The sequence below is a fragment of the Levilactobacillus namurensis DSM 19117 genome (assembly GCF_001434785.1).
GTDB classification, from domain to species: domain Bacteria; phylum Bacillota; class Bacilli; order Lactobacillales; family Lactobacillaceae; genus Levilactobacillus; species Levilactobacillus namurensis.
In genome coordinates, this window is the sequence record NZ_AZDT01000045.1 from 1 (window position 1) to 13,165 (window position 13,165).

Genomic DNA, 13,165 nt, shown 5'->3' on the forward strand with positions numbered 1-13,165 from the left:
AGCACTTGAATCATGTGTTTGATGGGGATTTTGGAGTTTCTGGTGAATAATTCAGGTTTATTGACCCATTTTTAAGGGTCAAAAATTAAGGGTTGAGCCACGGTGAACAGGTGTTCGCCGTGGCTTTTTGCGTGCTTGTGCGTAAATTTATAAAAATTCGGAAACGTTGTGGTAGAAAGTGGGGGGGTGTGGTAAACTTGGGAATAGTTACAAGTTAGGGGGATTGGCTATGTTCATGGGCGAATTTGAGCATTCGATTGACGCCAAAGGACGGCTGATTATCCCCGCCAAATTCAGAGAACAACTTGGCGACCATTTCGTGGTTACCCGCGGGATGGATGGTTGTTTATTCGGTTATCCATTATCTGAGTGGGCGCTTTTGCAAGATAAACTGAAAGCCTTGCCACTCAACCATAAGGACGCCCGGGCGTTTGTCCGGTTCTTCTACTCGGCTGCCACGGAATGTGAGGTCGATAAGCAGGGCCGCATCAACCTCCCTAAGCCCCTTTGCGAACACGCAGCATTGACGAAACAGTGCGTGATCGTGGGGGTCGCCAACCGGTTTGAAATTTGGAGCGCCGAGCGGTGGACCGCGTTTGCAACGACCGCTGAGGAAAACTTTGACGATATCGCTGAAAAAATTGATTTTTAATCACAAATTTTGACTTTTAAAGAAGGGAGTGTGTTTATGGAAGACTTTCATCACGTCACAGTACTTTTAAACGAAGCGGTGGCGGGTCTCGCCATCCAACCAACAGGAACTTACGTCGATTGCACTTTAGGTGGCGGTGGTCACAGCCAGCACATTCTCGAACAATTGACGACTGGTCACTTGTATGCCTTTGATCAAGACCAGACCGCCATTGACTATAACCAAGAACACCTCAAGGACGCCTTAGCCGCAGGGAAGGTCACGTTTATCAAGAACAACTTCCGAAATCTGCAGGCCGCGTTGAACGAGTTGGGGGTCACCCAGGTGGACGGTATCTTGTACGACCTGGGGGTTTCCTCTCCGCAGTTCGACGAAGCCGACCGGGGCTTTAGCTACCAGCACGACGCACCGTTAGACATGCGGATGGATCAGAGTGCCCCGTTGACGGCTTGGACGGTGGTCAATGAATGGTCGTTCAACGACTTAGTTCGGATCTTTCACCGGTACGGCGAAGAGAAGTTTGCCAAGCCCATCGCCCGAGCTATTGAACGCCACCGCCAAACGGCGCCCATCGATACGACGGGCCAACTGGTCGAGATCATCAAGGAAGGGATTCCCGCGGCCGCTCGGCGGCACGGTGGACATCCAGCCAAGAAGGTCTTCCAGGCGATTCGTATCGCGGTCAACGATGAGTTGGGTGCGTTAGAAGCCTCGCTGGAACAGGCCATCAAGTTGTTAGCCCCCCACGGGCGGATCAGCGTGATCACTTTCCAATCTTTGGAAGACCGGCTGGTCAAGACCATGTTCCGAGAGCAGTCATCGTTACCAGAATTACCCCACGGCTTACCCGTGATTCCCGACCAGTTGCAGCCAGACTACAAGCTGGTCAACCGCAAGCCTATCGTTCCGACGGACGCGGAATTGGCAGCCAATCATCGCGCCCACAGTGCTAAATTGCGAATTCTCGAAAGATTAGATTCGACTCACTCATAAAATAAATATCGACATAGGAAGATGATTATTTATGGCGCAAAATAGTTTAGCAGAGGCGGTTCCACTCACCACGGAACCCAAACGACGCCAACACATAGAACAACCACAACCGCAGCTCCAACCGACCCCACAAGGTCAGCCGCAGAAACTCCCCGTCTCTAAGTTTGAGAAGTGTCTCATGACGGTGGGGGGACTCATTCTAGCGGTGATGATGGTTTTTGTTGTTTCTTCGAAGATTGCAATGAGCAACGCACAACACCAATTGCAGTCCATTAATCAAACCACGGCGACGTATCAGAATCGCAACACGAATACCCAACAAGAAATCAATGAATTGCAAAGTCGCAGTCGGCTTGATAAGATTGCACGAAAACAGGGATTGGAATTGGACAACGCGCGAATAAGGAATGTTAATAAATAATGACCAATTCTCCTAAGCGTCCTAATAAACACACGAATACACGCAGAAACCGGAAGCACTTTGGCCAGTTTCTGTTTTTGGTTTTTTTTGCGGTCTTCTGTCTTATCGTCGGCCGCTTTTCGTATATTTCCATCGGAAAAAAAGTTCAGAATGTTAATTTGAGTGCCGCCGCCCAACGTTTGTATACGGCAAATGAGACGTTGAAGGCTAAGCGGGGGACGATTTATGATGCCAACAACCAGCCCATCGCGGAAGACACCAGCGTGTACTCATTATACGTGGTGTTGGATAAGCGGCAGGTCGGGTTGAACGGCCAGAAATTGTATGCTACAAATAAAGAAAAGATCGCTACGGTTCTGGCGAAAAACCTGCCGATCACGCGGCAAAAAGCCCTGGATATCTTGACGCCTAGTAAGGGTCACCCGTTCCAAGTTGAATTTGGGACGGCTGGACAGAATATTTCGCTGACCACTAAACAAAAGATTCAAAGCTACCATTTGTCCGGAATTAACTTTGTCCAACAGGAGTCGCGTCTCTACCCGAACGGGGTCTTTGCATCGCACCTGATTGGGTTAGCCCAATCCCAGACTAAGAATGGTCAGACCAACTTGACGGGAACTATGGGCATCGAACAGGCCTTTAACCGGGAACTGACCGGGACGGACGGTTCCCAAAAGATTAAGAAGGACATGTACGGGTACCAACTGCCGGGAACCAAGCAGAAGTACCAGAAGGCGAAGAACGGGGATAACGTCTATACCACGCTGGATACACGCCTTCAGACCTTGCTGGAGACGGAAATGAGTAGTGTCCAGAGTCAGGTCAAAGCCAACTCCATGAACGCCGTTTTAATGAACGCGAAGACGGGAGCCATCCTTGCGGCGACCCAACGCCCAACGTTTAATGCGACCACAAAATCAGGGTTAAATAACGTTTGGCGGAACACCCTGGTGCAGGATGCCTACGAACCGGGCTCGACCATGAAGATCTTCACGTTGGCGTCTTCCATTAATAGTGGGAACTATAACGGAAACGCGACCTATCAATCCGGACGCTACACCATCGGCAATCAAGTGGTGCCTGACTGGAATACCTCTGGGTGGGGAACCATTACCTATAACAAAGGGTTCGCCGTCTCAAGTAACGTTGCGATGGCCCACTTGGAACAGCAGATGGGCGCCAAGACTTGGAAGAAGTACATCAAACGGTTCCACTTCTTGCAGAGTACCCACTCGGGCCTACCGGGTGAACTGAGCGGAGACATTGCCTTCACCCGGCCGATCGAACAGGCGGATACCGCGTTCGGACAAGGGATTCAAGTGACGGTCTTCCAGATGTTGCAGGCCTTAACGGCTGTCAGCAATGATGGGCAGATGATGAAGCCTTACGTGATTAGTAAGGTCGTCGACCCCAACACGCACAAGACCGTCAAGCGGTATCAGCCGACCACGGTGGGTAACCCCATCTCGGCATCGACGGCTCAGGCCGTCCGTAAGCACATGGAAGATGTGGTCTACAAGAGTTATGGTATCGGGAGCGACTATAAGATGAGTGGTTACCGGGTCGCCGTCAAGACTGGGACGGCGCAGGTCAGCAGCGGAAAGTCGGGTTATCTGTCCGGCGACGACAATTACCTGTACTCCGTAGCGTCGATGGTGCCAGCTTCTAATCCGAAGTACGTGATGTACATTACCATGAAGCAACCGCACCTAGGCAGCAAGACGGCGACGCAGTTACTGGCTTCCGTGATGAAACCAGTGATGGCCCGGGCCCTTCAGGAAGATAGCACCAGTAAAACCACACAGACTAAGATGCCGGATGTGACCGGGAAGTCTTTGACAGCGGCCACTAAGGCGTTGACCAAGTCGAACGCGACCGTGACCGTTCTGGGGAACGGCGCTAAGGTGCGCAAGCAATCGGTTGCGGCCGGGACCACCCTCTATCGGGATCAGCGGGTCTTCTTGACCACGGGCGGTCAGGTCACCCTCCCAAGTTTGACGGGCTGGTCGAAGGGTGATGTGGTAAAATTAGCACAGTTGGTGGGCATCAAATTGACCACTAACGGTGATGGGTACGTGACGAAGCAGAGTCTTAAAGCGGGAACCACCGTGGCTTCTGGGTCGACACTGACCATTACCTTGAAACAAAATAAATAAGAATGAGGATTGAGTAAGATCATGATAACTGCGTTGATACCCTTTGTGGGTGGTTTAGTCATAACGGCGGCGTTTATGCCGTCACTGATTCGGTACTTTCGGGCACGACACGAAGGCCAGATGATTCGGGAAGAAGGTCCCACCTGGCACGAGAAAAAGTCCGGGACTCCGACCATGGGAGGTTTGCTCTTCATTATCGCCATCATCTTGATGACGTTGGTGACCAGCTGGTTGGTGGCACCGCATCACGTGTTATCGACGACCTGGATCTTGCTCTTTATCTTGATCCTGTACGGTGCCCTGGGTGCGTGGGATGACAGCATCAAGCTGTTCCACCGGCAGAACGAAGGGTTGAAGGCCTGGCAGAAACTGCTGGGACAGATTGTAGGGGCGTTGTTGCTCTTTTGGGTCTACGCACACGAACATCTGCCCATGGAATTACAGATTCCGGGATTGGGAACCTGGCACATGGGTGGCTGGTACGCCCTCTTTGCCATCATCTGGCTGGTCGGGTTCTCCAACGCCGTGAATTTGTCCGACGGCTTGGACGGCTTGGTCAGTGGGTTAGCCAGCATCTCGTTTGCAGCCTACGGAATCGTGGCGCTGAATCAGCACCAACTTAACATCAGTATTTTTTGTTTTGCCGTAGTCGGCAGTCTTTTAGGGTTCTTGATCTTTAATCACAAACCTGCCAAGATCTTTATGGGGGATACCGGTTCGTTGGCTTTGGGTGGCGCCTTAGCGGCGGTTTCGATTCTGTTGCATCATGAATTGTCACTGTTATGGATTGGATTAGTTTACGTGATTGAGACGGCCAGTGTTATTTTGCAAGTGGCCTCGTTTAAGTTAACGGGGAAACGAATTTTCTTGATGAGTCCCATCCATCACCACTTTGAAATGTTAGGGTGGAGTGAATGGAAGATTGACTTCACGTTCTGGGCAGTGGGTTTGATCACTGCAGTGAGTGGGGTCGCGGTCATCTTGGCAAAATAACGATTTTCTGACGACTCATGGGCTGACCGCTCGGTAGAGTCGGTGAGCCCATTTTTTATAGGGAAAGCGATTTGGGGTAACAATTGTCCTAAATTCGTTATGGAATAGTAGACATTTCAAGGAATTTTTGTCACTCTAGTACTAGGTAATGGTATGACTAATCATATCATCGGCCCATTTAGGGTTTAAACGGCTAGGGCAATGAGTATATTAAGTGAACGGAGAGCGAGCAGCGGTATGAAACAAATCACAACATACATGGGTAAAAAGGTACTGGTATTGGGCCTGGCGAAGAGTGGCTTCAATGCGGCTAAACTCTTAAAGCGGTTAGGGGCCGACGTAACGGTCAGTGATGTTCAGCCCTTAGACAAGAATCCGGAAGCCCGGGAGTTACAAGTGGCTGGTTTCAAGGTGATCACGGGTGAGCAGACCCCCGAACTCCTGGATGCGGGGTATGATCTGATGATCAAGAACCCCGGGATTCCCTATGACGTTCCGGTAGTTCAACGGGCCCAAGCGTTACACTTGCCGATTTTAGGGGAAATGGAATTAGCTAGCGAGGTCAACGAAGCGGAGTTAGTCGCGGTCACCGGGAGTAACGGGAAGACCACCACGACGACCATGATCCAGAAGATGCTCGACCGGGACCGTTCAGCGGGCCACGCGAAGTATGCCGGCAACATCGGGATTCCAGCCAGCAAAGTCGCCCAAGAAGTCACGAAGGACGATACACTGGTGGTGGAGATCTCCAGTTTCATGCTGGTCGCGACAACCACGTTCCATCCGCACATCGCGGTCTTGACTAACATCTTCTCGAACCACTTGGATTACCACAAGACGCGGGCTAACTACGTGGCGGCCAAGATGAAGATCACCGCTAATCAGACGGCGGCGGACTACTTCGTGGTCAACTTCGATAATCCAGAATGGCGTGAGCTGAGCCAACAATCCCGCGCCCAAGTGGTGCCATTCTCCCGCCTGGATGTGACGGAAGAGGGCGCCTACGAGAAGGATGGCGTTCTGTACTTTAAGGACGAAGCCATCATGCCGGCCGATGAGGTCAAGGTTCCTGGTGATCATAATATTGAAAATGCCTTGGCGGCGATTGCGGTCGCTAAACTGAAGGGTGTGGGAACGGCCGCCATCAAGGCAGTTCTGCGCAACTTCGGTGGAGTTCGGCACCGGACCCAGTTCGTGTTAGAAGCTGAGGGTCGGCAATACTACAACGATTCCAAGGCTACGGATATGGAAGCTACGGAGATGGCTCTGAAGGGCTTTAAGGCGCCCGTTGTCTTATTAGCGGGGGGCTTGGACCGGGGATACACCTTTGAGAAGATGATTCCCGCGTTCAAGGACCACGTGAAGGCCATCATTCTCTTCGGTCAGACCGCTAAGCTCTTGGCACAGACTGCGAAGGATGCGGGCATCGCAACGATTAAGATGACGGAAAACGTTGAGACGGCGGTACCGTTAGCCTACCAGTTGAGTGCTCCCGGCGACATTGTTTTGCTGTCGCCAGCCAACGCCAGTTGGGACCAATACCCGAACTTTGAAGTCCGGGGTGATCTGTTTATCAAGGCAGTCGAGAAGCTAACGGGGAAACAGGAGGAAGTTTAACATGCGATTAATGGTATCCGGTGGCGGTACCGGGGGACACATCTACCCGGCATTAGCCCTAATTAAAGCGTTAAAGAAACGGGACCCGGAAGCGGAGGTCTTATACGTGGGTTCCGAGCGGGGCTTGGAAAGTACGATCGTACCGGCGAAGGGCATTCCCTTTAAGGCTACCCGCATCCAAGGTTTCAAACGTTCCCTGTCCCTGGAGAACTTCAAGACGGTCTATCTATTCTTGAAGAGCGTCCACGCGGCGAAAAAGATGGTTCGTGAGTTTAAACCTGACGTTGTGGTCGGAACGGGGGGCTATGTCTCCGGTGCCGTGGTTTACGCCGCCAGTCGGTTACACGTTCCCACGATGATTCACGAACAGAACAGTGTGGTGGGGATGACCAACAAGTTCTTGAGCCGTTACGTGGATAAGATCGCCTACGTCTTCGATGCCGCCATTGATCAATTGCCGGCCAATAAGATGGTCAAGACGGGGAACCCACGGGCCCAAGAAGCGGCGGAAATCGTCAGCCACTTCACCTGGGACGAATACGGACTTAAGGATGATGTGCCGACCCTGTTGATCTTCGGGGGCTCCCAAGGGGCACTTAAGATCAACGCGGCAACCGTCGCCGCCATCCCGGCCTTTAACGACCGCAAGTATCAAGTGGTCTTCGTGACGGGGCAGAAACGCTATGACGGGGTCATGGAGCAGTTGAAAGGGACCACGATCGCTGAGAACGTGGTGGTCAAGCCCTATATTCCGAATATGCCGGAAGTCTTGCCCCGCGTCGCTGCTATCGTGGGGCGGGCCGGTGCGACCTCGTTGGCTGAAATCACGGCTGACGGGATCCCATCCATTCTGATTCCCAGTCCTTACGTGACGGCAGACCACCAGACTAAGAATGCCCAGTCACTGGTGACCGTTGGGGCGGCCGAGCTGATCAAGGAAGCTGACCTAACGGGCGACACGCTGGTGGCTAAGGCCGATCAGTTGATGAACGATGATGCCTTACGTCACGATATGGCCGATGCCTCGAAACACTTAGGCGTGCCGGATGCGGCGGACCGGGTCTTAGACGTGGTCTTATCTTTGAAGAAATAATCACTGGAAGAGACCAGTGATGGAGGTGAGCAGCCGTGAAGTTTCGGTTGAATCGAAAGCAATCACAGACCCCGCGGGAGCTAACGCCGTGGGAGGCGTATCAATCACGGGCTGCTCAGCGTCGAAAGCAAGCCAAGACGCCTAAATGGTTTCGCCACGCGAAGCGTATCGGGGATAAATTACCGCGGTTGCGCCACCAACGGAACCGACAGCTGGCTCGTCGGTTGACGGCAGTGCTGTCAGGGTTTATGGTGGTGATTCTAGTGATGGTGTATCTGGTATCCCCCCTCAGCCACGTGGCGTCCGTTCGGGTAACCGGACGACAGGCGCTGTCGACGCGGCAAGTGACCACGGCGGTTCAGATTCAGCGCGGCGACTCGATTTTCAATGTTTTGGGTCACCAGCGTCGGCTAGCACGACAAGCGCTGAAACGGAACAACCGGTTGAAGAATGTGAAGATCAGTTTTCAGCAGCCCAACCGGGTCCGGGTGCGGGTCGTGGAATACGTGACGGCCGGGTACGTGATGCGGCAGGGACGGTATTACGAGGTCCTGGAGAACGGCATTGTGAGCCACCAATCGGACGCGCAGCCCGAGAGTGGCACACCGGTCTACGGGAGCTTTAAATCGGCGAAGACGCTCCACCGCGTGATTCTGCAATATGCGCAACTGCCAGCGGCAATTAAGCGCAACATCAGTGAGATTCACGATGCACCGACTAAGGCCGATCCAGACCGGATTCACTTGTTCATGAACGACGGGAACGAAGTCTATGCCCGCATCGACACTTTTGCGACCAAAATGGCGTACTATCCTAGTATTGCCAGCAAGATGAAGCAAAAGGGCGTGGTCAATTTGGAAGTTGGGGCGTACTCTGCACCGTTTAAGAAATAAATCATTTTGATTTCAGCGCTAAAAAGCGCTAATAAGGCTTTTTCAACCCCTAGTAAATGTGGTAAACTGAAAAATAATTAGGAGAAAAAGCGAATTCATACGTGTTAATAGATCGATTAGCTTAGGAGGTTCCTTTTTCTATGGATAATTCAGGGATGTACGTAGGTCTCGATATAGGAACCACCTCAATAAAAGTCATTGTTGCTGAAAATGTAAAAGGGCAAATGAACGTTATTGGTGTGGGGAATGAACGTTCGAATGGTGTCAGTCGTGGTGTCATTGTGGACATCGACAAGGCAGCTGAAGCAATCCAGCGCGCCGTTCGACAAGCCGAAGAGAAGGCTAGTATCGAAATTCACGATGTTATTGTCGGGATTCCGGCTAACATGTTAAAAATTGAAACTTGCAGTGGCATGATCGCCATTGACGATCAGTCGCGTGAAATTACGGGACGGGACGTGCGCAACGTTGCGGCCGCCGCGTTGATTCAAAGTTTACCCCCAGAACGGGAAGTCGTTGACATCTTGCCCGATGAATTTGTGGTCGATGGGTTTGACGGCATCAAGGATCCCCGGGGCATGGTCGGTGTTCGGCTAGAGCTCCACGGGACCCTGTTCACGGGCCCGAAGACGATTATGCACAATACGCGCAAGGCGGTCGAACAGGCCGGATTACACTTGCGGGGCACGGTCATCAATCCGCTGGCCCAAGGCATGATGGTCATGAATGATGGCGAACAAGACTTTGGGACTATCCTAATCGATCTGGGTGGCGGTCAATCGACAGCTGCTGTGATTCACGACCATCAATTGAAATATATTGATGTGGATCAAGAGGGTGGCCAGTTCATTACCAAGGATATCTCCGTGGTCTTGAACACGTCGCTGGATAGTGCTGAGAAGTTAAAGCGTGATTACGGTTACGCGGATTCCACGCAAGCCAGCGATGAAGATGAGTTTCCCGTTGACGTGGTCGGTCAGAGTCAGCCAACGCCGGTCTCGGAGAAGTACTTGGCCGAGATCATTGAGGCGCGGTTGGATCAGATCTTCAAGCGGCTCCGGACGAATCTGGATAAGGTCCAGGCCCTGGAACTTCCTGGGGGCATCGTCCTGACCGGTGGAGTCTCGGCTCTACCAGGTATCACGGAGCTGGCCACGGATGAGTTCGACGCGACGGTCCGGGCTTACGTTCCCGACCAGATGGGACTCCGGCATCCGTCGTTTACCCTAGCGCTGGCGCTGGTGAACTACTTCGGTGGTCTCAGCGAGATTGATCTTTTGATCAAGAGCGCATTGACGGGATCGACCCAGTTGGCCGACGAAACGGATGAATTGCGGCAACGTGAGGCGGCAGAATCAGCGGCGTCCACGGAAATGACCCAATCCGAGTCAGCCACTAGGCGTCCGGCTAAGAAGCGACCGAAAGCGAAAAAGAAACGATCCGAAGGGTTTAAGAGGTTCTTCAGCGACTTCTTTGACTAAAGCGAGATGGAGGAAAACATAATGGAATACTCATTAGATTCTGCTCAAAATCACGGCGCCAATATCAAAGTTATCGGCGTCGGCGGCGGGGGTAACAACGCCGTTAACCGAATGATTACCGAAGACGTCAAGGGTGTTGAGTTCATCGTGGCGAACACGGACGTCCAAGCCTTGGAAGCCTCTAAGGCGGAGACCAAGATTCAACTTGGCCCGAAATTGACGCGCGGGTTAGGTGCCGGTGCGAACCCCGAAATCGGGGCGAAGGCCGCTGAAGAAAGTGAAGAAGCCATCACCGAAGCCCTAGAAGGGGCCGATATGGTCTTTGTGACGGCCGGCATGGGCGGCGGTACCGGGAACGGGGCTGCCCCAATCGTTGCGAAGATTGCTAAGGAAGGTGGCGCCTTGACGGTGGGGGTTGTCACCCGGCCGTTTAGTTTTGAAGGTCCTCGGCGGGCACGGTTTGCCGCTGAAGGGGTCGCCGCAATGAAGGAAAACGTTGATACGTTGATCATCATTGCCAACAACCGGTTATTAGAAATCGTTGATAAGAAGACGCCAATGATGGAAGCCTTCCAAGAAGCCGACAACGTGTTACGGCAAGGGGTCCAAGGAATCTCTGACCTGATCACGAGTCCCGGCTACGTCAACTTGGACTTTGCGGACGTTAAGACGGTCATGAAGGACCAAGGGTCTGCGTTAATGGGAATTGGGTCAGCTAACGGTGAGAACCGGACGGAAGACGCCACTAAGAAGGCCATTTCGTCACCATTACTGGAAGTTTCCATCGATGGGGCCGAACAAGTCCTCTTGAACATTACCGGTGGTCCGGACCTGTCCTTGTTCGAAGCCCAAGCAGCTTCCCAGATTGTTTCCGACGCCGCTACCAGTGACGTCAACATCATCTTCGGGACGTCGATTGACGAAGAACTCGGTGATGAAGTGCGGGTCACGGTGATTGCAACCGGGATCGACAAGAAGCGTGAAGAAAAAGAAGCCGCGCGGAACCGGACAGCACGGCGAGTTAACAATCCGCAAACTAACCCAGCTCAGCCAGCAACGCGGACCAATGATCAAGCAGCTAACAATGCGACGACCAAGCAAGCTGACCCGTTTGGCAACTGGGATATTCGCGAACCAGCGCACCGGCCAGAACCGAAGCGCTCAACCAGTAACGATGAATTTGCAGGGGTCGATAAGCCGGACTTTAATATCTTTAACCCAAGTTCGAACCAAAATTCTGCAGCGGACGATAACCAAGGCGAAGATACGCCTCCGTTCTTTAAGCGGCGGCGGAAATAGTCTCAGCAGCGTTCGTTGTGAGAGGAGTGGCCAACCATGGCGGATAAGTTTAGTCTCAGTAAATTTTTTGGCGTCAACGATGATGATTATGATGACGAAGACTATCAGGAGCCAGCATCGCCGGTCAAACCGACGGTCGGGGCGCCGCAACGGCCTGTTGATACTCGGAAGGTGGTTTCCATGCGTTCAGCAAAATCAGCTGCTAGTCATATTGCCATCTGCGAACCACGAATTTACTCGGATGCGAAAGCAATCGCGAAGCAAATTACGGATGGCGATGCCGTTATCGTCAACTTTGCCCGAGTCGATGAGAGTCAGGCACAACGAATCGTTGATTTTCTGAATGGCACGGCTTTCGCGGTCGGCGGAGAAATCAAACGGATTGGCGAACAGATCTTTCTGTGCACCCCGCATAACTTTGAAGTGACCGGGGACGTGGCTGCCAATTTGGGAACCCAATTCACATCATAAAGGAGCGTTGCTGTGCTAAGTCTAGTAGGCGTCATTTTTAAAGTTTTAAATTGGTGCATTAGCGCCTATATTCTATTGATTGTGGTGTATGCCTTGATGAGCTGGCTACCGGGCGCGTACCAATCGCGGCTGGGGCAGTTTGTGGGGCGCATCGTCAACCCATTCTTAAGTTATTTTGACCGGATTGCGCTGGGGCCGTTGGGCTTTGGCCCGGTCGTGGCCATCGTGGTGCTAACGTTGGTCCAGTATGGGTTGTACGCGCTGGAAGGCATGCTGATCAATCTCATGTTGAGTTAACGGAGAGGAGTCGTCGGTCGTGGATGAGAACATTACCCAGCACTTTCGGCCGGATGAGGCGCCCTTCATTGCGGCAGTCGGCAATTGGTTACAGCAGGTCCAAGACGAGTATCGCCCCGTCTTGACACATTTTTTGAACCCCCGGCAGGTCTACGTTGCCACGACACTGGCGCGACGGGCTGATATTGCGGTTCGGTTCAATGGTGGTTACCCGGGTGCTGAGATGCAACGCGCGCTGTTTTATCCAGCGTACTATGAACCCACGATCACGGATTTCGAACTGTCCTTAGTCCGGGTCGATTATCCGGTTAAGTTCGCCACGTTACACCATAGTCAGATTTTGGGAACGCTTCTGGGTTCTGGAATCGAGCGGGAAATCGTGGGCGATATCTTAACGGACGGTCAGACCTGGCAACTGGTTACGGAGACCAACATGGTCAACTACTTGAGCAATCAGATTGACCGCATTGGCCGGGTCAAGGCCCGGTTAGTCTTGGCCGACTGGGAGAGCCGGGTACGCCCCATGGATGAATGGACGCCGGAGACGGCGACGTTGTCGTCTTTGCGGTTGGATAACATTGTTGGCTCAGGGTTTCATTTGTCCCGGCACCGGGCCAAAGAACTGATTGAGGCCGGGAAGATTCGGGTCAACTGGGCGGACACGGAGAAGCCGGATTACGAATTAGCCGTGGCCGACCTGGTCTCGGTACGCGGGTTTGGCCGGATTCGGTTGGACGAAGTGGCTGGCCGCACCAAGAAAGAGAAGATTCGCGTCGTCCTGTCGGTGCTGAAGAAATAG

General features: G+C 52.7%; 13 protein-coding genes. All 13 read left to right on the forward strand.

The window, feature by feature from the left end:
- Nucleotides 1-229: 229 nt before the first annotated feature.
- The 13 genes from mraZ to FD30_RS07150 all read left to right on the forward strand — a co-directional run bounded on the left by mraZ (nucleotide 230) and on the right by FD30_RS07150 (nucleotide 13,165).
- Nucleotides 230-652 carry a division/cell wall cluster transcriptional repressor MraZ gene (gene mraZ, locus FD30_RS07090; protein WP_056944455.1) on the forward strand — a complete coding sequence of 141 codons (423 nt, stop codon included), beginning with the start codon at nucleotides 230-232 and terminating at the stop codon, nucleotides 650-652.
- Between the two features lie 36 nt (nucleotides 653-688).
- Nucleotides 689-1,645: a 16S rRNA (cytosine(1402)-N(4))-methyltransferase RsmH gene (gene rsmH, locus FD30_RS07095; RefSeq protein WP_024746054.1), complete on the forward strand. Its 957-nt coding sequence runs from the start codon at nucleotides 689-691 to the stop codon at nucleotides 1,643-1,645.
- A gap of 31 nt (nucleotides 1,646-1,676) precedes the next feature.
- On the forward strand, nucleotides 1,677-2,066 hold the full coding sequence (ftsL, locus tag FD30_RS07100; RefSeq protein WP_024746055.1) for a cell division protein FtsL: 390 nt from the start codon (nucleotides 1,677-1,679) through the stop codon (nucleotides 2,064-2,066).
- Complete coding sequence (locus FD30_RS07105; RefSeq protein WP_056944456.1) at nucleotides 2,066-4,222, forward strand: penicillin-binding transpeptidase domain-containing protein; 2,157 nt, start codon at nucleotides 2,066-2,068, stop codon at nucleotides 4,220-4,222. Before ftsL ends, FD30_RS07105 begins: the two co-directional genes overlap by 1 nt.
- 21 nt (nucleotides 4,223-4,243) lie before the next feature.
- Entirely contained in the window at nucleotides 4,244-5,215 is a 972-nt protein-coding gene (mraY, locus tag FD30_RS07110; RefSeq protein WP_056944457.1) for a phospho-N-acetylmuramoyl-pentapeptide-transferase, read from the forward strand.
- Nucleotides 5,216-5,452: 237 nt separating this feature from the next.
- Entirely contained in the window at nucleotides 5,453-6,832 is a 1,380-nt protein-coding gene (gene murD, locus FD30_RS07115; RefSeq protein WP_056944458.1) for a UDP-N-acetylmuramoyl-L-alanine--D-glutamate ligase, read from the forward strand.
- Between the two features lies 1 nt (nucleotide 6,833).
- Nucleotides 6,834-7,925, forward strand: a complete 1,092-nt coding sequence (gene murG / locus FD30_RS07120) for an undecaprenyldiphospho-muramoylpentapeptide beta-N-acetylglucosaminyltransferase (RefSeq protein ID WP_056944459.1) — start codon at nucleotides 6,834-6,836, stop codon at nucleotides 7,923-7,925.
- A 35-nt stretch (nucleotides 7,926-7,960) separates the two neighbouring features.
- A complete protein-coding gene (locus FD30_RS07125) occupies nucleotides 7,961-8,818 on the forward strand; it encodes a cell division protein FtsQ/DivIB (protein WP_056944460.1) in 858 nt (285 codons plus the stop codon).
- 140 nt (nucleotides 8,819-8,958) lie between these two features.
- Nucleotides 8,959-10,299: a cell division protein FtsA gene (ftsA, locus tag FD30_RS07130; protein ID WP_056944461.1), complete on the forward strand. Its 1,341-nt coding sequence runs from the start codon at nucleotides 8,959-8,961 to the stop codon at nucleotides 10,297-10,299.
- 21 nt (nucleotides 10,300-10,320) lie between these two features.
- Entirely contained in the window at nucleotides 10,321-11,598 is a 1,278-nt protein-coding gene (ftsZ, locus tag FD30_RS07135; RefSeq protein WP_056944462.1) for a cell division protein FtsZ, read from the forward strand.
- Nucleotides 11,599-11,634: 36 nt separating this feature from the next.
- Nucleotides 11,635-12,069, forward strand: coding sequence for a cell division protein SepF (locus FD30_RS07140; protein WP_056944463.1), 435 nt, complete (start codon nucleotides 11,635-11,637; stop codon nucleotides 12,067-12,069).
- Between the two features lie 12 nt (nucleotides 12,070-12,081).
- Nucleotides 12,082-12,366, forward strand: coding sequence for a YggT family protein (locus FD30_RS07145; RefSeq protein WP_024746064.1), 285 nt, complete (start codon nucleotides 12,082-12,084; stop codon nucleotides 12,364-12,366).
- A gap of 19 nt (nucleotides 12,367-12,385) precedes the next feature.
- Complete coding sequence (locus tag FD30_RS07150; protein ID WP_056944464.1) at nucleotides 12,386-13,165, forward strand: YlmH family RNA-binding protein; 780 nt, start codon at nucleotides 12,386-12,388, stop codon at nucleotides 13,163-13,165.